The sequence below is a fragment of the Nonomuraea sp. NPDC004354 genome, assembly GCF_053602555.1.
Genome location: NZ_JBSGDV010000001.1, coordinates 167,509 through 186,436 on the forward strand (window position 1 = coordinate 167,509; position 18,928 = coordinate 186,436).

The 18,928-nt window shown below is 71.6% G+C and carries 17 protein-coding genes; 12 read left to right on the plus strand and 5 right to left on the minus strand.

The annotated features are described in order from the left end of the window. The first annotated feature begins 26 nt into the window (after nt 1–26). From ACWENQ_RS00755 to mutM, 4 genes are all read left to right on the plus strand, one after another. Nucleotides 27–596, plus strand: coding sequence for a YceD family protein (locus tag ACWENQ_RS00755; protein ID WP_452412977.1), 570 nt, complete (start codon nt 27–29; stop codon nt 594–596). 1 nt (nt 597) lies between these two features. Next, complete coding sequence (gene rpmF, locus ACWENQ_RS00760) at nt 598–777, plus strand: 50S ribosomal protein L32 (protein WP_183656428.1); 180 nt, start codon at nt 598–600, stop codon at nt 775–777. A gap of 235 nt (nt 778–1,012) precedes the next feature. Next, complete coding sequence (rnc, locus tag ACWENQ_RS00765) at nt 1,013–1,753, plus strand: ribonuclease III (protein WP_449929308.1); 741 nt, start codon at nt 1,013–1,015, stop codon at nt 1,751–1,753. Next, nucleotides 1,754–2,581, plus strand: coding sequence for a bifunctional DNA-formamidopyrimidine glycosylase/DNA-(apurinic or apyrimidinic site) lyase (mutM, locus tag ACWENQ_RS00770; RefSeq protein WP_354909548.1), 828 nt, complete (start codon nt 1,754–1,756; stop codon nt 2,579–2,581). It abuts the gene before it with no gap. Here the strand turns inward: mutM and ACWENQ_RS00775 are convergent. Next, on the minus strand, nt 2,529–3,677 hold the full coding sequence (locus ACWENQ_RS00775; RefSeq protein WP_452412480.1) for an MFS transporter: 1,149 nt from the start codon (nt 3,675–3,677) through the stop codon (nt 2,529–2,531). The two genes, mutM and ACWENQ_RS00775, sit on opposite strands and share 53 nt — an antisense overlap. Nucleotides 3,678–3,757: 80 nt before the next feature. On the opposite strand from ACWENQ_RS00775, the gene ACWENQ_RS00780 reads away from it, so the two are divergent. From ACWENQ_RS00780 to ACWENQ_RS00810, 7 genes are all read left to right on the plus strand, one after another. Further along, nucleotides 3,758–4,636 carry a LysR substrate-binding domain-containing protein gene (locus ACWENQ_RS00780; RefSeq protein ID WP_449929313.1) on the plus strand — a complete coding sequence of 293 codons (879 nt, stop codon included), beginning with the start codon at nt 3,758–3,760 and terminating at the stop codon, nt 4,634–4,636. Beyond that, nucleotides 4,629–4,907, plus strand: a complete 279-nt coding sequence (locus ACWENQ_RS00785) for an acylphosphatase (RefSeq protein WP_354909542.1) — start codon at nt 4,629–4,631, stop codon at nt 4,905–4,907. Before ACWENQ_RS00780 ends, ACWENQ_RS00785 begins: the two co-directional genes overlap by 8 nt. Before the next feature lie 190 nt (nt 4,908–5,097). Further along, the gene (locus tag ACWENQ_RS00790; RefSeq protein WP_183656443.1) at nt 5,098–5,292 is read left to right on the plus strand and encodes a hypothetical protein; all 195 of its coding nucleotides are present in this window, start codon (nt 5,098–5,100) and stop codon (nt 5,290–5,292) included. A gap of 177 nt (nt 5,293–5,469) precedes the next feature. Beyond that, nucleotides 5,470–9,156, plus strand: coding sequence for a chromosome segregation protein SMC (gene smc, locus ACWENQ_RS00795; protein ID WP_452412482.1), 3,687 nt, complete (start codon nt 5,470–5,472; stop codon nt 9,154–9,156). 64 nt (nt 9,157–9,220) lie between these two features. Then, a complete protein-coding gene (gene ftsY, locus ACWENQ_RS00800; RefSeq protein ID WP_449929318.1) occupies nt 9,221–10,393 on the plus strand; it encodes a signal recognition particle-docking protein FtsY in 1,173 nt (390 codons plus the stop codon). 363 nt (nt 10,394–10,756) lie between these two features. Continuing rightward, nucleotides 10,757–12,409, plus strand: a complete 1,653-nt coding sequence (locus tag ACWENQ_RS00805; protein ID WP_452412484.1) for a tetratricopeptide repeat protein — start codon at nt 10,757–10,759, stop codon at nt 12,407–12,409. Between the two features lie 5 nt (nt 12,410–12,414). Next, nucleotides 12,415–13,614 (plus strand): MFS transporter, encoded by a 1,200-nt coding sequence (locus tag ACWENQ_RS00810; protein ID WP_452412485.1) that lies wholly within the window; start codon nt 12,415–12,417, stop codon nt 13,612–13,614. Here the strand turns inward: ACWENQ_RS00810 and ACWENQ_RS00815 are convergent. Genes ACWENQ_RS00815 through ACWENQ_RS00825 form a run of 3 tightly spaced genes read right to left on the minus strand, consistent with a single transcriptional unit; the run spans nt 13,580 to nt 16,430 of the window. Next, entirely contained in the window at nt 13,580–14,398 is an 819-nt protein-coding gene (locus tag ACWENQ_RS00815; RefSeq protein WP_354922007.1) for an ABC transporter ATP-binding protein, read from the minus strand. The genes ACWENQ_RS00810 and ACWENQ_RS00815 overlap by 35 nt on opposite strands. Beyond that, nucleotides 14,395–15,438 (minus strand): FecCD family ABC transporter permease, encoded by a 1,044-nt coding sequence (locus tag ACWENQ_RS00820; RefSeq protein WP_354922004.1) that lies wholly within the window; start codon nt 15,436–15,438, stop codon nt 14,395–14,397. Before ACWENQ_RS00820 ends, ACWENQ_RS00815 begins: the two co-directional genes overlap by 4 nt. Next, nucleotides 15,435–16,430, minus strand: a complete 996-nt coding sequence (locus ACWENQ_RS00825; protein WP_449929327.1) for a FecCD family ABC transporter permease — start codon at nt 16,428–16,430, stop codon at nt 15,435–15,437. Before ACWENQ_RS00825 ends, ACWENQ_RS00820 begins: the two co-directional genes overlap by 4 nt. Nucleotides 16,431–16,530: 100 nt before the next feature. Here ACWENQ_RS00825 and ACWENQ_RS00830 point away from each other — a divergent pair, with 100 nt between their 5' ends. After that, nucleotides 16,531–17,526, plus strand: coding sequence for an ABC transporter substrate-binding protein (locus ACWENQ_RS00830; protein ID WP_449929329.1), 996 nt, complete (start codon nt 16,531–16,533; stop codon nt 17,524–17,526). 137 nt (nt 17,527–17,663) lie between these two features. Here ACWENQ_RS00830 and ACWENQ_RS00835 read toward each other — a convergent pair whose 3' ends face one another. Beyond that, the gene (locus tag ACWENQ_RS00835; protein WP_452412487.1) at nt 17,664–18,734 is read right to left on the minus strand and encodes a PLP-dependent cysteine synthase family protein; all 1,071 of its coding nucleotides are present in this window, start codon (nt 18,732–18,734) and stop codon (nt 17,664–17,666) included. Nucleotides 18,735–18,928 lie beyond the last annotated feature (194 nt).

The following is an 18,928-nucleotide window of genomic DNA, read 5'->3' on the forward strand; positions in this document are numbered from 1 at the left end:
CCTTGTACGACGGCGACGGTTTCGCCATGCCTAGCGAGAGCAGGATGACTCAGCACCTCGACCCCCGCGCCCCGTGGGTGATCTCCACTCATGACCTGGGCAGGCGGCCGGGTTCGATGCGGCGGATGACCCTGTCCCTCCCGGCACCGGCGAATCTCGGCGTCGACATGATCGGTGTCCCCAAGGACGCCGAAGTCGAGCTGGACATCCGGCTTGAAGCAGTGATGGAAGGCGTGCTCGTCACGGGTTCCGCACGCGCGCCCCTCGCGGGGGAGTGCGTACGGTGCCTCGACCCGCTCTCCTCGGAGATCGAGGTCGGCGTGCAGGAGCTGTTCTTCTACACCGACGAGGACGCCTCGGAGGAGGACTCACTGCTCGACGGTGACCTTCTCGACCTCGAGCCGACGTTCCGCGACGCGGTGGTGCTCGCACTGCCGCTCAGCCCGGTCTGCGGTGAAGACTGCCAGGGGTTGTGCGTGGAGTGCGGGGTCAAGCTGGCCGAGGTCGGCGCTGACCACGGGCACGAGAAGATCGACGCTCGCTGGGCGTCGTTGCAAGGTCTGTTTTCCGAGAACGATAACGATCAGGAGAAGTGACGTGGCCGTCCCGAAGCGGAAGATGTCGCGGAGCAACACCCGCTCCCGCCGCGCCCAGTGGAAGACGTCTGCTGTCGCGCTGGTGAGCTGCCCGCAGTGCCGTTCGCCCAAGCAGCCGCACATCGCGTGCCCGACCTGCGGCACCTACAACCGCCGTCAGGTCATCGAGCCGTCCGCCTGATCGCACATTCCAGCAAGGAGCACGGCGCGGTCGTGCTTCTTCACGGCTGTTGACGGAGTGCCGACCGGATGCGACAGCGCCCGGTCGGCGTCACCGTCTCAGGTGCGTGCGGCGGCGGTTCGCCCGCGGCCGTGGTGGACGCCGGGGCAGTGCCCCCGACGCCCACCACGTTTTCGGGCATCTCTCAGTTCCCTCGCCCACGCGTTCAGGAGAGATGCTCTGAGGAGGAGAGAACGTGGGCACAGGTCCCAAGCCGGTTGCCGTCGAAGTCGCGCGAGACGAGCTTGAGCGGGTGCTGTCCGTCAGGCTCGACCCCGACATCCTGGAGCGGGCGCTGACGCACCGCTCGTACGCCTACGAGAACGGCGGCCTGCCCACCAACGAGCGCCTGGAGTTCCTCGGCGACTCGGTGCTGGGCCTGGTCGTCACCGACACCCTCTACCGCAACCACCCCGACCTGCCCGAGGGCCAGCTGGCCAAGCTCAGGGCGGCGGTGGTCAACATGCGGGCGCTGGCCGACGTGGCCCGCCAGCTCGGTCTGGGCAAGTTCCTGCGCCTGGGCAGGGGCGAGGAGGGCACCGGGGGTCGCGACAAGTCGTCGATCCTCGCCGACACCCTCGAGGCGCTGATCGGCGCCATCTACGTCGACCTCGGTCTCGATGAGGCGTTCAGGGTCGTCCACCTGCTGTTCGACCCGCTCATCACGCGCTCGGCCTCGCTCGGGGCGGGCCTCGACTGGAAGACCTCGCTGCAGGAGCTCACCGCCTCCGAGGCGCTGGGCGTGCCCGAGTACCACGTCGAGGAGAGCGGTCCCGACCACGCCAAGTCCTTCACCGCCGAGGTGCGGGTCGGTGGCGAGTCCTACGGCTCGGGCAAGGGCCGCAGCAAGAAGGAGGCCGAGCAGCAGGCGGCCGAGGCCGCGTGGACCCGCATCAGGGCGCGCCGGGACCAGCGCGAGAGCCAGCCGGCGGGCTAGATGCCGGAGCTGCCCGAGGTAGAAGTCGTCCGCCGGGGCCTGGCCACCTGGGTCGCCGGGCGGACGATCGCAGCCAGTGACGTGCTGCACCCGCGGGCGGTGCGCCGGCAGGCGGGCGTCTTCGACGTCGCCGACCGCGTGATCGTCTCCGCCGAGCGGCGCGGCAAGTACCTGTGGCTGCCGCTCGACGGCGACGAGGCGATCCTGGCCCATCTCGGCATGAGCGGCCAGCTGCTGGTGGTCGCGCCGGACACCGCGCCGGAGAAGCATCTCAGGGTGCGGCTGTCGTTCGCCGACGGCGGCAACGACCTGCGCTTCGTCGACCAGCGGACCTTCGGCCACGTGATGCTCACCTCGCTGGCCGGCGGCGTGCCTGAGCCCATCGCGCACATCGCGCCCGACCCGTTCGAGCCGGCCTTCGACGAGGAGCTGTTCACCCGCCGGCTGCGGGCCAGACGCACCGAGATCAAGCGGGCGCTGCTCGACCAGTCGCTGATCAGCGGCGTCGGCAACATCTACGCCGACGAGGCGCTCTGGCTGGCCCGGCTGCACTGGGCGCGTCCCACGGAGACGCTCTCCAAAGCCAAGATCGCCGAGCTGCTCGCGGCGGTGCGCCAGGTGATGAGCGCCGCCCTGCTGCAGGGCGGCACCTCGTTCGACAGCCTCTACGTCAACGTCAACGGGGAGAGCGGCTACTTCGACCGCTCGCTCGAGGCCTACGGCAGGCGTGACCTGCCCTGCTCGCGGTGCGGCACGCCGATCAGGCGCGACGCGTTCATGAACCGGTCGTCCTTCTCCTGCCCCAGATGCCAGCGTAAGCCGCGGTGAGCAGGGCGAGCGCGGCCCCGAACGCCATGGCCGCGCTCGGCGACGCGGCGTCCACGAGCCGGCCGCCGAGCAGCGCGCCCAGCGCGATGGCCGCGTTGAAGATCGACGACAGCATGGCCATGCCCGCCTCGCCGCCGTCTGCCCTGATGACCCAGAGCTGGCCGGTCACCGAGACGCCGCCGTAGGACAGGCCCCACAGCAGGATCATCAGGGCGCCCGCGAGCGGCAGCCCGGCCGTCGAGACCGCGATGAGGGCGGCGAGCGCCACCATGACCTCTCGCGGGCGGCGGGCCGCCTGGTTGCCGGCGCCTGCGTTGCCGATGACGCCGGCGATGCCGTACGCGAGGAGCAGGCCGCTGATCAGCGCGGGGCCGGCGCCCGAGACCTGCTCGAGGAACGGGCGGATGTAGGTGTAGGCGGCGAAGTGGCCGGTCACCACGAGCGCGGTGGCGACCAGGACGGTCCTGAGGGCGGGGTCGCGCCAGACGCCGGCGAGTTCGGCGGGCCGTACGGCGCGGGTGGGCAGCAGCGGCGGCAGCAGCAGGACGAGCGCGGCCAGGACCGCGACGGCGAGCACCGCCACCGCCACGAACGCCGCCCGCCACCCCGCCCACGAGAGGATCAGGGTGCCCGCGGGCACGCCGAGCACCGAGGCCACGGCGACACCACCGGCGATCATGGCGGCGGCCCTGCCGACGTGCCGTTCGGGCACCAGCCGTCCGGCCAGGCCGGCGGCGAACGCCCAGAACCCCCCGATGCTCACCCCGACCAGCACCCTGGCGGCCAGCATCACCGGGTAGGCGGGTGCTACGGCGGCCAGCAGGTTCGCGCCCACGAGCAGGGCCATGAGCGCGACCAGCACCACGCGCCGGTCGAGCCGGCCGGCCACCACGGTCAGCAGGGGCGCCGAGAGCGCGGCCACGATGCCCGGCGCCGTCATGGTCAGCCCCGCCGTGCCGGCGGAGACGCCCAGGGTCGCGGCCATGGGCGTCAGCAGGCCGACGGGCAACATCTCGCTGGTCACGATGGTGAAGGTGCCCGCCGCCACGGCGGACACGGCGAGCCAGGGCACCCTGGCGGTGTCGATCGTCGTCATGGTCACAGCCTTCGGGGGCCGGGGGTGCGGGAACAATGACGAGGATCGAACCCTTGGTTTAGTCAGGCTAAGGAGTCGTGATGGAGTTCAGGGAACTGGAGTGCTTCGTCGTGCTCAGCGAGGAACTGCACTTCGCCAGGGCCGCCGAACGCCTCTACCTGTCGCCCGGCCGGGTCAGCCAGCTCGTACGGGCGCTGGAGACGCGTATCGGGGCGCGGCTGTTCGACCGCACCAGCAGGCGGGTACGGCTGACGCCGCTGGGCGAGCGCTTCCTGGGTGACCTGCGCCCGGCCTATGACGGCCTGGCGATCGCGGTCGGCAGGGCCAGGTCGGCCGCTCGCCGGGTCGAGGGCGTGCTGCGGGTGGGTTTCCTGGGCACCCCCACGGACGTCGTCACCGGCACGGTCAGGGAGTTCGAGCGGCGCCATCCCGCCTGTGCGGTGGAACTGGTCGAGGTGCCGATGGCCGACCCGTTCGGCAAGCTGCGCGAGGGCAGGGTGGATCTGAGTTTCACGCTGCTGCCCGTGGACGAGCCCGACCTGGTGACGGGGACGGGGCTGAACAAGGTCCCGCTGAAGGTGGCGCTCTCGCCGCGCCACCCGCTGGCGGGCCGGGCGCGCATCGGGGCGGAGGAGCTGGCAGAGCTGCCGCTCGTGGGTCTCGACGGCCCCGCGCCGCGCCGGTGGCGCGAGCTGACCGCGCCTGCGACGACGCCGCTCGGCCGTCCGATCCCCTCGGCGGGTACGGTCTCCACGAGCCAGGAGGGGCTCACGCTGGTCGCGCTGAACAGGGGTGCCATGCTGTTCTGCACCCCGACCGCGGCCTACCACGGGCGCGACGACATCACGTTCGTGCCGGTCGAGGGGTTGCCCGACTCGGTGCTCGGCCTGGTCTGGCGCAAGGAGGGGGAGACGGCGTCGGTGCGCGCCTTCCAGCAGGCAGGAGTGGGTCATGAGTGAGAACGTACGGTTGACCGCGTGGGTGCGGGGTCATGTGCAGGGTGTGGGGTTCCGCTGGTGGACCAGGGCGCGGGCGCTGGAGCTGGGGCTGGTCGGCTGGGCCCGTAACACCCCGGACGGCCGGGTGGAAGTGGTGGCCGAGGGGTCCAGGGAGGCGGGCGTCAAGCTGGTCGAGCTGCTCAAGGGTTGCGACACCCCGGGCAGAGTCGATGGAGTTGTGGAGCGCTGGAGTGAAGCACGAGGTAGTTTGAGTGGGTTTGTGGAACGGTAGGCCTTTCGTCAAACGCTCCAAATAGGGTATATTTGTATGTCGGGAGTGCCCATCGGAAGGGACATGCGGTGCGTTCGACTTGACCGCCCACACTGCCGATGCGACTCTTGTTAAGTACCACGCGCACCCCTCCCGCAGAACAACAAGTGCGCGAACCAATCTGGTCACTCAGCGTGGAGGACCCTTTACCATGGCGAAGGCTCTACTCGGCCACGTCGGCGGTCCTGATCCTCGGATGGTCTCGGAGATGCGGCGGTTGCAGCAGCGGATCCGTGACCTGGAGGCAGAACTCACCCGGCTCCAGGCACAAAACGACGCTCTTGCGGCGCAGACTCGTGACGAGGCATTCAGCCGTCTGCAGGAGCGCGAGCCGGCTCTCACCTGAGAGATCGGGAGCGCCACATCAGGGACGTCTCGGAGAGACGTCCCTTGCTATTTTCTCCGCCGCCTTTTCTTGGCGGCGTTTTTACTGCCCGTCCCGTGTGGAACGCGCGGTGACCAGCGGCCGGGTCCGCGGCCCAGTAGGCTTTCCCGAAGTCGTTTCAGGGGAGGGCAGCGTTCGGTGTATCTGAAGACCCTCACGCTGCGCGGTTTCAAGTCCTTCGCCTCGGCCACCGTCCTCCGCCTCGAACCCGGCATCACCTGCGTGGTCGGCCCCAACGGCTCGGGCAAGTCCAACGTCGTCGACGCCCTCGCCTGGGTCATGGGCGAGCACAGCGCCAAGTCGCTGCGCGGGGGCAAGATGGAGGACGTCATCTTCGCCGGCACCTCCAGCCGCCCGCCGCTGGGCCGGGCCGAGGTGACGCTGACGATCGACAACAGCGACGGCGCGCTCCCGATCGACTACACCGAGGTCACGATCAGCCGCCTGATGTTCAGGTCGGGCCAGAGCGAGTACGCGATCAACGGCGACACCTGCCGGCTGCTCGACATCCAGGAGCTGCTGTCCGACTCGGGCATCGGCCGCGAGATGCACGTCATCGTGGGCCAGGGGCAGCTCGACGCGGTTCTCCACGCGGGTCCCGAGGACCGGCGGGCCTTCATCGAGGAGGCCGCCGGCGTTCTCAAGCACCGCAAGCGCAAGGAGAAGGCGCTGCGGAAGCTCGACGCGATGCAGGCCAACCTCACCCGCGCCCAGGACCTGGCCACGGAGCTGCGCCGCCAGCTCAAGCCGCTCGGCCGGCAGGCCGAGATCGCCCGCAAGGCCGCCGTGATCCAGGCGGACCTGCGCGACGCGCGGCTGCGCCTGCTGGCCGACGACGTGTGCATCCTGCGCGAGACCCTCGAAAGGGAGGCGGCCGACGAGGCGGCGATCCTGGCGCGCAGGGCGCAGGTGGAGGCCGAGCTGGCCGAGGGGCAGCGGCGGGAGGAGGCGCTGGAGGCGGCCGAGGCCGAGGCGCAGCCCAGGCTCACCGCCGCACAGGAGACCTTCTTCCGCCTCGCGTCGCTGCGCGAACGCTTCACCGGTCTGGAGCACCTGGCGGCCGAGCGCCACCGGCACGCCCTCGACGCCGCCTCGATCGAGCGGCGCGGCCGCGATCCCGAGGAGCTGGAGCGGGAGGCGGCCGAGGTCCGCGAGCAGGAGCTGGAGCTGGCCGCGGCGCTGGAGCAGGCCCAGGAGCTGCTGGAGGCGGCCGTGGGCAGGCGCGAGGAGGCCGAGGCCGCGCTGAAGGCGGAGGAGCAGCGCCTGGCGATGGCCGCCAGGGCGGCGGCCGACCGGCGCGAAGGGCTGGCCAGGCTGCGCGGGCGGGTCGACTCCGCGCGCAGCAGGGCCCGCGCCGCCGAGGACGAGATCGGCAGGCTGAGCAGGGCGGTCGCGGAGGCCGACGAGCGGGCCGCCCGCGCCCGCGAGGAGCTGCAGGCCCAGGAGGCCGAGGAGCCCGCCGTCGATCCGGCGCTCACCGAGGAGCTGCTGACGGCCCAGGCGGCCGTCGAGGAGGCCGCATCGGCGGCCGACGCCGCGCGCGAGGCCGTCGAGCGGGCCAAGGAGGCGCTGGCCGTGCCGCGCGCGGAGCTGCAGGCCGCCAAGGCCGCGGCCGCCGCGGCACGCGGCGCCGACCAGGAGGCGCAGCGGTCCGTCGCGGCGCTCCAGGCCCGTCGTGAGGCGCTGGAGCTGGGCCTGGCCAAGGGCGCCGACGGCGGGGCCGCGCTGGTGGCGGCCGGCCTGCCGGGAGTGCTCGGGCCGCTGGCCGCCACGATGACGGTCACGCCAGGCTTCGAGGTGGCCGTCGCGGCCGCCCTCGGGCAGGTGGCCGAGGCGGTCGCCGTCGAGTCGCTCGGCGCGGCGGTGGAGTCGCTGGAGCACCTGCGGGCCAAGGACGCGGGACAGGCGACGTTGCTGGTGGCGGCGGCCCCTGACGGGCTCGCGGGTTCGGCGGGCGGGCGGGCCGTCCTGCCGGACGCGGGCCGGTGGGCGGCCGAGCTGGTCGGCGTGCCCGAGCAGCTGCGGGCGGCGGTCGACCATCTGCTGGCGGACGTCGCGGTCGTGACCGACCTCGAGGCGGCCCGCCTCCTCGTCGAGCGGCACCCGGCGGTGCGGGCCGTCACGCGGGGCGGCGACGTCGTCGGCGCCCACCTGGCCAGCGGCGGATCCGAGGGCGGCACCTCCGTCCTGCAGGTGCGGGCCGCGCTCGACGACGCCGTCGCCGACCTGGAGGAGGCGAGGGAGCGCGCCGAGCGCACGGCGGTCGACCTGGAGGCGGCAGCGGCCGGCGAGCTGGCCGCGCAGGCCGCGCTGGAGGCCGCGCAGTCCCACGTCAACGAGGCGCAGAGCGCCGCCGGGAGCGCGCAGGCCGGGGTGAGCGCCGCGCAGAGCGCGCTCGACCGGGTCAGGGCCCGCCAGCGCGAGGCCGACCAGGCCGGCGCGGCGGCGGCCAGGCGGCTGGCCCAGCTGGGCGCCGCGGCCACGGCGGCGGCCGAGGAGTCCGAGCGCCTGGCGGCCGGCGTGCGCGCGGCGCAGGAGGCGCGCGAGGAGGGGCTGGCCGAGCTGTCGGAGCTGGAGATCGAGCTCGCCGAGGCCGAGTACGCCCAGGAGCTGGAGACCGAGCCGACCACCGAGGTGCGCGACGAGCTGGCCACCGCCTGCCAGCTGGCCAGACAGGCCGAGATGGAGACCCGCCTGCAGGTCCGCACGGCCGAGGAGCGGGTCAAGGGCATCGCGGGCCGGGCCGACGGGCTGCTGCAGGCCGCCCAGCGCGAGCGCCAGGAGCGGCTGACGGCCGCCGCGCAGCGGGAGCGGCGCAGGCGGCAGGCGGCGGTCGCCGACTCGGTGGTGCGCGGCGCCAAGCAGGTGCTGCGGGCCCTGGCAGCCTCGATCGAGCTGGCCGCGCGGGAGCGCGACGAGGCCGACCTGGCGCGGGTGGCCGTCGACGCCGAGCTCAAGCAGGTACGGCTGCGCGTCAGGGAGCTCGGCCAGGAGCTCGACAAGCTGGTCAACAGGGTGCACGGCAGCGAGATGGCCCGCACCGAGCAGCGGATGCGACTCGAGCAGATGGAAGAGCGGGCGCTGGAGGAGTTCGGCATCTCCTCCGAGGCGCTGATCGCCGAGTACGGCCCCGCCGCCCTGGTCCCCGGCGACCCGCCCGTTCCCTACGTGCGCGAGGAGCAGGAGAAGCGGATGAAGGCCGCCGAGCGGCAGATGAACCAGCTCGGCAAGGTCAACCCGCTGGCGCTGGAGGAGTTCGCGGCGCTGGAGGAGCGCCACGCGTTCCTGACCTCCCAGCTCGAGGACCTCAAGAAGACGCGGCGCGAGCTGATGACCGTCGTGCAGGAGGTCGACAACAGGGTGGAGCAGATGTTCGCCTCCGCCTACGAGGACGTGGCCAGGGAGTTCGAGCAGATCTTCACCCGAGTCTTCCCCGGCGGGGAGGGGCGGCTGATCCTGACCGATCCCAGCGACATGCTGACCACAGGCATCGAGGTGGAGGCCAGGCCGCCGGGCAAGAAGGTCAAGCGGCTGTCGCTGCTGTCGGGCGGCGAGCGGTCGCTGACGGCGGTCGCGTTCCTGGTCTCCATCTTCAAGGCGCGGCCGTCGCCCTTCTACGTGATGGACGAGGTCGAGGCGGCGCTCGACGACACCAACACGCAACGCCTGCTGACGCTGTTCGAGGAGCTGAGGGAGAATTCCCAGCTGATCGTCATCACGCACAACAAGCGGACGATGGAGATCGCCGACGCCCTGTACGGCGTGTCGATGCGCGGCGACGGCGTCACCCAGGTGGTCTCTCAGCGTCTGAGGGAGAACGTCTGATTTTGTACAGCACGTGGCATTGCGGGGCGTGACCATCCCGGACGATCTGGAAAACTGAGTTGCTGTGAGTGAATACCTCGGCATCATCGTGATCGTGATCGCCGTCGCCGTTCTGGCGGTCGGCGGCATGTTCTTCCTGTACAGACCGGGGCGTAAGGCCGTGCCTCCGCCGGTCGAGGCGCCCGAGGTCAAGCCTGCCCCCGAGCCGGAGGCCGAGCGGGCGCAGCCCGAGGAGGAAGGCGCCACGACCACGGTGCCGCCTCCGGTCAAGCCGGCTGAGCCGCTCATCAAGAAGCCCGAGGTGGAGATCCCTCCACCGTCCGCGGGCCGGATGGTACGGCTGCGCTCACGCCTCGCCCGTTCGCAGAGCGTCCTGGGCAAGAGCCTGCTGGAGCTGCTCTCCCGCGACAGGCTCGACGACGAGGTATGGGACGAGATCGAGGAGAGCCTCATCACCGCCGACGTCGGCATCGCGCCGACCCAGGTGATGGTGGAGGAGCTGCGCACCAAGGTCAAGGTCCTGGGCACCCGCACCCCGGAGGAGGTGCGCGGGCTGCTGCGCGAGGAGCTGCTCAAGCAGATCGACCCCGAGCTCGACCGGACCCTCCGGGTGGGCAAGCACGGTGAGCGCCCGGCGGTCGCGCTGGTCGTCGGCGTCAACGGCACCGGCAAGACCACCACGACGGGCAAGCTGGCCCGCGTCCTGGTCGGTGACGGCAAGAAGGTCGTGCTCGGCGCGGCCGACACCTTCCGCGCCGCGGCGGCCGACCAGCTGCAGACCTGGGGCGAGCGGGTCGGCGCCGAGGTGGTGCGCGGCCCCGAGGGCGGCGACCCGGCCTCGGTGGCCTTCGACGCGGTCTCCAAGGGCATCGACGACAAGGCGGACGTGGTCATCGTCGACACCGCGGGCCGCCTGCACACCAAGACGGGCCTGATGGACGAGCTCGGCAAGGTCAAGCGGGTCATCGAGAAGAAGGCCACGGTCGACGAGGTGCTGCTGGTCCTCGACGCCACCACGGGCCAGAACGGCATGCGGCAGGCGCAGGTCTTCGCCGAGGTGGTCAACATCACCGGCATCGCGCTGACCAAGCTCGACGGCACGGCCAAGGGCGGCATCATCATCGCGGTGCAGCGCGAGCTGGGCGTGCCGGTGAAGCTGGTGGGCCTGGGCGAGGGCCCGGACGACCTGGCGCCGTTCGACCCCGAGGTGTTCGTCGACGCGATCCTGGGCGACTGACGTTCAAACATGTTTTCGGCTGCCCCGTGCTCCCGCACGGGGCATGTCCGTTTAAGCGAGGAAATGTCCCTTATCGGACATTCTCTTGATCTCGATGATCAGCCGTGTTCACATGAGTCGGTCAATACGAGATCGCGGACGGCTGCGCGAACGTCCGCGGTCTCTTCGTGGGGTCCGACGAAGAAGGTGGACATGAAGAAGGTTGTCGTGTACAAGAGCGGCTCCGTCAAGCCGGCAGGCTCCGCCGCTCCGCGGCACAAGGGCTGATCGGCGGGTGGCCGGCGTCCCCCTGACGGGACGCCGGCCACGCTGCTGTCCGGACCACGAAACCGCCCAGGAAACCCTCAAGGGGATCGCGTACACGTGACCGTCATCGACGCCGACCGGCGCATCCACGGGCCCTACACGCTCGCCGCCGCCCTCCTCGACCTGTTCGTCCCCGAAGCCCTCGAGCGACGGCCCGACCTGGTGGCCGCGCACGACATCGAGATCGCCGCCGCCGCGCCGCACCTGAAGATCCCGAGGAGCAGGTCCTCGCTGGCCGAGGCGCTCCCGCAGGCGGAGCGCATCCTCATCCCCGGCGCCCGCCGGACGTTGCGGATCGCCAACGGGCTGGCCCAGTTCGTCCGGGCCTGCCTCGACGGCGAGCGCCGCACCGTGACCGTCGACAACCTCGAAGCGGCCGACCAGACCGACACCGAACTGGTCGAGGTCCTTCGCAGGCGGGTGCCGGAGCTGACCGTCGTCGCCGGCGCCTCACGACCGGGCGGCCCCGTCCCGCCCGACTTCGACCGCTACCGCGACGAGGGGTTCCACCACGCGATGGCCGAGGCGGGGCTGGCCGCGCTGGAGGACCTGCGCCACGACGACGACCCCGAGCGGTGGATGACGCTCATCCACCGGACGGCCGGGGCCCTGGAGGCGATCGACAGGGAGGACGCGGCGTCCGACCTGTACGAGCAGGCCAGGCGGCACACCGTCGACCCCAGGCACCGGGCGTCGGTGGCCTGCTCGCTGGCCACCCTGCTGGTGCGCCACCACGACCAGGCCGCGCGCGATCCCGAGGCGGCCGTGGCGTGGATCAACGAGGCCATCACGATCACCTCGCTGCTGGCCGACCCGCGCGAGCGCGCCTTCCACCTGGGCTTCGACCTCAACGCCAAGGCGCTGATCGAGGTGCGCAGGAAACGGTTCGGCGAGTCGGCGCGCCTGGTCCAGGCGGCCATCGACCTGGCCGAGCGGGATCTGGCCGACGTGCACCCGATCCACCGGCTCGTGCTGTACGCCAACAGGGCCCAGCTCAGGGCGATGTCGAGCGAGCCGGAGCAGGCGCTGGCCGACTACACCCGCGCCATCGAGATCGACCCCAGCTATCCCGACTACTACCTCGACAGGGGAGACCTGCTGCGCAGGCTCGGCCGGACGGAGCAGGCGCTGGCCGACTTCGAGAGCGCCATGCGGCTCGGCCCGCCGTGGCCGGAGCCCTACTACAACCGGGCGGAGCTGCGCTACGCCGCCGGCGACCTGGACGGCGCGCTCCACGACCTCGACCACGCGCTGGAGCTCGATCCCGACTTCGCCCCCGCCTACGTCAACCGGGCCGGGCTCAGGGCGGCGACCGGGCGGTACGGCCCGGCCAGGAGCGACGTCGAGCGAGGGCTCGGCCTCGATCCCGGCAACGCGCACCTGCTGTGCGTGCTGGGCCAGATCGAGGCGGCCGAGGGCAGACCGGCCGAGGCGCGGGCGGCCTTCGACGCGGCGCTGAAAGCCGACCCCGGCCTGGTCGAGGCGTGGGCGAGCAGGGGGGCGCTGGAGTTCGACCTCGGCCGGTACGGCGAGGCGGCGGCCGACCTCGACCGGGCCGTGGCGTTGAAGGAGAACCCCGAGCTGCTGTTCAACCGGGCGATGGCGATGCGGGCCGCGGGCCGTACCGAGCAGGCCACGGCGGATCTGCGCAGGGCCGCCGAGCTGGCCCCCGACGACCAGGACATCAGAGCGGCGCTGTCGGGGGAGTGAGAGCGATGGGCGCGGGGTTCTGGCTTCTGCTGTCCGGGTTCCTGGTCTCCTCGCTCGGGACGTGGATCTACCGGCTGGCGCTGCCGCTGCTGGTGCTGGAGCTGACGGGCTCCGCGCTCGGCACCGGTCTGGTCTACGCGCTGGAGTACCTGCCCTACCTCGCCCTGGCGATGTTCGGCGGCGTGCTGGCCGACCGGCACAGCCGCAAGGTGATCCTCGTGGCGGGCGACCTCGCCGCGGGTGCCCTGGCCCTCGCCCTGGCCGTGGTGGTGACGCTCGGCGCGCCGCCGCTCTGGCTGATCTACGCGATGGCGTTCCTGCTGGCCTGCGTCGATCCCCTCTACCAGCCCGCCTTCCGGGCGCTCGTGCCGTCGCTCGTGCCCGTCGAACGGCTGGCGCCGGCCAACGCGCGCATCCACATCGGCGAGCACGCGGTCAACCTGCTCGGCCCGATGCTGGGCGGCGCGCTGGTCGTCGCCTTCGGCCACCAGGTGGCGATCTACGTGGACGCGGCCACCTTCCTGCTGTCGGCGGCGCTAATCGCGCTCATCAGGACCGCTCCGGCCGTGACGAGGGCCTACCGGTCGGTGCTCGCCGACCTCAGGGAGGGGTTCGGGTACCTGTTCGGGGCGGACCGGACGGTGCTGACGCTGGCGGTGTTCGCTTTCGCGGGCAACTTCGGGGTCTGGCTGCTGCTGGCCGACATGGTGTTCTACCTGACCGCCTACCACCACTTCAGCCCCGGGCAGATCGGCGTGGTCTACGCCTTCCAGGGCGTCGGCGCGGTGCTCGGCGCCCTGCTCGGTGGCCGCCTGCTGCCCAGGGTCAGGCCCGTCACCCTGATCAGCGCCGGCATGCTGCTGGAGGGCGTGTCCATCCTGGCGCTGATCCCGGCCCGCGGGCCGCTGCTGATCGGGCTGGCGTGGATGGGGCAGTTCGCCGCGGCGGGCGTGGGCATCGTGGCCGTCATGACCGTACGGCAGCGCCTCATCCCCGACCACCTGCTGGGACGGGTGCTGGGCACCGCCCGCATGATCGCCTTCCTGGCCATCCCGCTGGCCGCGCTGACCGCGGGGGTCTTCGAGTCGGCCGCGAACGACGCGTACGCGCTCATGGCGTTCGCGGGAGCGGTCAGCCTCCTGATCGCCCTGGCGGCGGCGAGGTCGCCGCTCAGAAACGTGGTTCTGGAGCCAGCCGCTCCCTGACCGGCACCCTGGTGCCGATGGGGACGACGAGCGGGGTGCCGGCGACCGGGTCGTCGATCACCATCGCGTCCAGCTCGAACACCTCGCGCAGGAGGTCCTCCGTCAGCACCTCGTGCGGCGTGCCGGCGGCGACGACCCGTCCGGCGCGCATGGCGACCAGGCGGTCGGTGTAGCGGGCGGCCAGGTTGAGGTCGTGCAGCACCATGACGATGGTCCGGCCGGCCTCGGTGTGCAGGTGCCGTACCAGCTCCAGCACCTCCACCTGGTGTGCCAGGTCGAGGAAGGTGGTCGGCTCGTCGAGCAGCAGCAGGTCGGTGCCCTGGGCCAGGGCCATGGAGATCCACGCGCGCTGCCGCTGGCCGCCCGACAGCTCGTCCAGCGGGCGCTCGGCCAGGTCGGCCAGGCCCGTCATCGCCAGCGCCCTGGCGACCGACGACTCGTCGTCGGACGACCACTGGCGGTACCACGTCTGGTGTGGGTGCCTGCCCCTGGCCACCAGGTCGGAGACCGTCAGGCCCTCCGGAGCGGTGGGGGACTGGGGCAGCATGCCGAGGACCTTGGCGACCTCGCGGGTGGGCATCCGGTCGATGCGCTTGCCGTCGAGCAGCACCTCACCGCCCGAGGGCTTCAGCAGGCGGCCGAGGGCGCGCAGCAGGGTGGACTTGCCGCAGCCGTTCGGCCCGATGATCGTGGTCACGGTGCCCGTCTCGACGCCGAGGTCGAGCCCGTCCACGATGACGCGCTCGCCGTAGCCGAGCCTCACGTTCACGGCCTGGAGCCTCATGTGCGTGCCCTCCAGATGAGGTGGATCAGGTACGGCGCGCCCAGCACCGCGGTCACGACGCCGACGGGCAGCTCGATGGGGGAGAAGGCGACCCGGGCGATCAGGTCGGCGGCTGCGGTGAGCAGCGCGCCCACGACCGCCGAGGACACCAGCGGCGGCTGCGCCGACCTGGCCAGGCGCAGGGCGATCTGCGGCGCCGCCAGCGCGACGAAGGCGATGGGGCCGGCCGAGGCGGTGGAGACGGCGGCCAGCAGCACGGCGGCCAGGAGCATCAGGCCGCGTGCCAGGTTCATCCGCACGCCGAGCGAGGTGATCGTGTCGTCGCCGTAGCGCAGCGCGTCGAGAGAGCGGGTGCCGAGCAGGGTCAGCGGGACCAGCACCGCCACCGCGATCGCGACGGGATGGACGTGCTCCCACCCGCGGCCGTTGAGCGAGCCGGCGATCCAGACCATGGCCCTGCCGGTGTCGTTGACGTCGCCGACCGTCAGCAGCCAGAACTTCACGTTCGTGAACACCGCGGCCACACCGATGCCGACCAGGACCAGGCGGTAGCCGTCGAGGCCGCGCCGCCACGCCAGGGCGTAGACGATCGAGGCGCCCAGCAGGCCGCCCAGCAGGGCGAGCGCCGGGATGCCGATGCTGGCCAGCAGGCCGCTGACGCCGCCGTAGGCACTGCCCGACAGCACGACGCCCGCCACCACGGTGACGGAGGCGCCGGTGGTGACGCCCAGGATCTCGGGGCTGGCCAGCGGGTTGCGGGCGATGGACTGTGTGATCGCGCCGGCGAGGGCGAGCGCCGCGCCGACGAGCGCGCCGGTCAGCGCGCGGGGCAGGCGCAGGTCCATGACGACGAAGTGGTTGGCGCTGCCGGTGTCGACCACCGCCCTGGCGACCTCGGCCAGCGTCATCGGGATGTCGCCGATGCGCATGTTCAGCGCCATGACCAGCAGGACCAGGGCCAGCCCGACGACGCTGACGGCGGCGCCGCGCAGCCGTACCCGCCAGGACAGGCCGCCGATCCTCAACGCGAGAGACGTCACAGCCGCACCGGCTTCCTGCGCCGGACCAGCGCGACGAAGAAGGGGGCGCCCATCAGCGCGAGCACCACGCCCACCTCCAGCTCGCCCGGCGGGGCGACCACCCGGCCGATCACGTCGGCCACCAGCAGCAGCGCGGCCCCCACCAGGCCGGAGAACGGCAGCAGCCACCGGTGGTCGGTGCCCGACAGCGGGCGGGCCAGATGGGGGACGATGAGCCCGATGAAGGACAGCGAGCCGCAGGCCGCGACCGTGGCGCCCGACAGCAGGGTGACGGCGGCGATGCCGACGCCCCTGGTGAGGGCGATGTTCTGGCCGAGGCTGCGGGCGACGTCCTCCCCGAGGGAGAGGGCGTTGAGCCCCGGCGCGTTGATCATCGCGAGCACGAGGCCGACGAGGATGAACGGCACGACCTGCCAGACGACATCCGCCCCTCTGGCGGCGATCGAACCGGACTGCCAGAACCGGAAGACGTCCATGGCCTGCTCGTCCACCAGGACCAGCGCCGAGGTGAGCGCGTAGAGGAAGGCGCTGACGGCGGTGCCCGCGAGAGCGAGCGTGACCGGGGTGGGGCCGCCGCGCCCGCCCACCATGCCGAGCGCGAACACGCCCGCGCTGGCGAGCAGCGCCCCGGCCAGGCCGAACCAGATGTAGGCGTACAGGCTCGTCGCGCCCAGGAAGACGATGCTCGCCACCATCGCGAACGCCGCGCCCTGGGTGACGCCGAGCAGGCCGGGGTCGGCCAGCGGGTTGCGGGTGTGGCCCTGCATCAGCGCGCCCGCCACGCCCAGCGCGATCCCGGCGAGGATGCCGAGCGCGGTACGCGGCACGCGCAGCGAGCGGATCACGATGTCGTTCTCGGTGCCGGTGGGGGACACCAGCGCGTGCCACGCGTCGGCGGGCGGCACCGGCTTGGACCCGATCGTGATGCTCATCACGGCGGCGACCGCGACGACGGCGAGAAGCCCGCAGAACACCGCACTGCGTCGTCCCACGTGGCTTTCCTTCCTTGTTGCCGGCCCCGGTGAAGTATGCCAGCTTAGGCATAGCTAATCTAAATGAGGTTTGCCTAACCTAAACCTGGAGAGAGATTCGATGAACGCGTTGCGCGCTGTGGCCATGGGCGTGGCGGGAGCCGTACTGAGCCTGGGCATGGCCGCCTGCGGCTCGACCACCACCCCGGCGGACCAGCCCGCGGGCACGCAGTCGGCGGGGGCCGCTCCCTTCCGCGTGATCAAGCACGCCATGGGCGAGACGAAGATCCCCGCCCAGCCCAAGCGCGTCGTCGCGCTGGACCAGAGCTTCGTCGACGCGGTGCTCACGCTGGAGACCCCGGTCGTCGGCTACACCACCTACCGCTCCATCGACGACAAGCTGCCCGACTACCTCGGCGAGGTGGCCCAGCAGTACGGCAAGGAGGCCACCCCCGTCGGCACGCTGGAGCAGCCGAGCCTCGAGAAGATCATGGCGCTCAAGCCCGACCTGATCGTCTCGGCCAAGGTCAGGCACGAGGCCCTCTACAGCAAGCTGTCGCAGATCGCGCCGACCGTGTTCAGCGAGACCACCGGCGCCATCTGGAAGGAGAACATCCGCCTCATGGGCCAGGCGCTCGGCAAGGAGGATCTCGCCGACACCAGGATCAAGGCCTTCGAGGAGCGCGCGGCCACCATCGGCGACGAGATCAAGAAGAAGGACGGCGCGCTGCCGACCGTCTCCGTCGTCCGCTTCGCCGGCGAGCCGACCACCCGCCTGTACGTCGAGAACTCCTACTCCGGGATCGTGCTGAAGGACGTGGGCTTCACCCGTCCCGCCGACCAGCCGAAGGACCCCAAGGCGATCGCCGTCGACATCAGCCAGGAGCGCATCGCCGAGTTCGACGCCGACCACATCTTCGTCTCCACCTACGCCGACCCGTCGGCCGAGGCGCCGAAGCAGCAGTTCGTGAACAACCCCCTGTGGGGCAAGCTCAAGGGGAAGAAGCACGACGTGGCCGACACCACGTGGATGAGCGCGGTCGGCATCCAGGGCGCCCACTCCATGCTGGACGACATCGCGAAGATCTTCGGCGTGGACCCGGCGCGGTCCGCCTGACCCTCCGCTCCCGCACGCGGCCCCGTGCCACCTCCGGCGCGGGGCCGTCGCGCTCTTCCGGGGCCCGTCAGGTTTCCGGGGACCCGGTCAGGTCGCGCTCTTCCGGGGACCCTGTCAGGTTTTTCCGGGGACCCCCGTCAGGAGGACAGGAACGCCCGGAAGGCGGCCAGGTCCGGCTGGATGTCGATGCCCTGGGCGGCCAGCCACGCGTCGTCGCCGTAGGTGCCGCGGTAGCGGTCGCCGCTGTCGCAGATCAGCGTCACCAGGCTGCCGTGCTCGCCCTGGGCCCGCATCTCGGTGATGAGCCGCACGGCCGCCGCCACGTTGGTGCCGGTCGAGCCGCCCACGTCGCGCCCGGTGACCTGGCGCACCCACCGCATGGCGGCGATCGAGGCCGCGTCGGGCACCCTGATCATCCGGTCGATCACGCCGGGCAGGAACGACGGCTCCACGCGCGGCCGCCCGATGCCCTCGATCCGCGACCCCGGCGCGCCCTCCTCCGCGCCCGACACCCACGACGGGTAGAACGCCGAGCCCTCCGGGTCGACGACCGCCAGCCGCGTGCTGTAGCGGCGGTAGCGGATGTAGCGCCCGATCGTGGCGGAGGTGCCGCCGGTGCCGGCCCCCACCACGATCCACTCAGGCTCGGGGTAGGGCTCCATGGACATCTGCGCGTAGATCGACTCGGCGATGTTGTTGTTGCCGCGCCAGTCGGTGGCCCGCTCGGCATAGGTGAACTGGTCCATGAAGTGGCCGCCGGTCTCGGCGGCGATCCGGTGCGACTCGGCGTAGATCGCGGAGGGGTCGTCGACCAGGTGGCACTTGCCGCCGTAGAACTCGATGAGGGAGATCTTCTCCGGCGAGGTGGTCGCGGGCATCACCGCCACGAACGGCAGGCCGAGCAGCCTGGCGAAGTACGCCTCGCTGACCGCGGTGGAGCCGCTGGACGCCTCGACGATCGTGGTCAGGGGGCCGATCCAGCCGTTGGCCAGGCCGTACAGGAAGAGCGAGCGGCCCAGGCGGTGCTTGAGTGAACCGGTGGGGTGTACCGACTCGTCTTTCAGGTAGAGGTTTACCCCCCAGTGCGGGGGAAGCGGAAACACATGGAGGTGAGTGTCAGAGCTGCGGTTGGTGTCGGCCTCCACCTTCCGGATGGCCTCGGCGACCCAGCGCCGGACCCGACTGTCGTGACGGTCCACGTATTCCATGGTCCATACGCTATCTCATGTGACTCTGCCCACAGTTAGGGCGCAATTGAGTAAAGAGTGTTACGATAATGAGACTTGTCCGGCCGTGGACGTGATGGTGCACGCCGCGAGCATACGGACCGATAGGCCCCCTGACCAGGTAGAACTCCTAACACCACCCTTACGTGTGGTTCGCGAGGATGGTTACGCCTGGG

Bases quoted from the DNA above. Each gene is read 5' to 3' on its own strand.
- ACWENQ_RS00785 (WP_354909542.1), top strand. From the start codon at position 4,629: ATGAGTGAGAACGTACGGTTGACCGCGTGGGTGCGGGGTCATGTGCAG.
- mutM (WP_354909548.1), top strand. From the start codon at position 1,754: ATGCCGGAGCTGCCCGAGGTAGAAGTCGTCCGCCGGGGCCTGGCCACC.
- ACWENQ_RS00790 (WP_183656443.1), top strand. From the start codon at position 5,098: ATGGCGAAGGCTCTACTCGGCCACGTCGGCGGTCCTGATCCTCGGATG.
- ACWENQ_RS00775 (WP_452412480.1), bottom strand. From the start codon at position 3,677: ATGACGACGATCGACACCGCCAGGGTGCCCTGGCTCGCCGTGTCCGCC.
- ACWENQ_RS00810 (WP_452412485.1), top strand. From the start codon at position 12,415: ATGGGCGCGGGGTTCTGGCTTCTGCTGTCCGGGTTCCTGGTCTCCTCG.
- ACWENQ_RS00815 (WP_354922007.1), bottom strand. From the start codon at position 14,398: ATGAGGCTCCAGGCCGTGAACGTGAGGCTCGGCTACGGCGAGCGCGTC.
- ACWENQ_RS00755 (WP_452412977.1), top strand. From the start codon at position 27: ATGCCTAGCGAGAGCAGGATGACTCAGCACCTCGACCCCCGCGCCCCG.
- ACWENQ_RS00830 (WP_449929329.1), top strand. From the start codon at position 16,531: ATGAACGCGTTGCGCGCTGTGGCCATGGGCGTGGCGGGAGCCGTACTG.
- ACWENQ_RS00780 (WP_449929313.1), top strand. From the start codon at position 3,758: ATGGAGTTCAGGGAACTGGAGTGCTTCGTCGTGCTCAGCGAGGAACTG.
- ACWENQ_RS00835 (WP_452412487.1), bottom strand. From the start codon at position 18,734: ATGGAATACGTGGACCGTCACGACAGTCGGGTCCGGCGCTGGGTCGCC.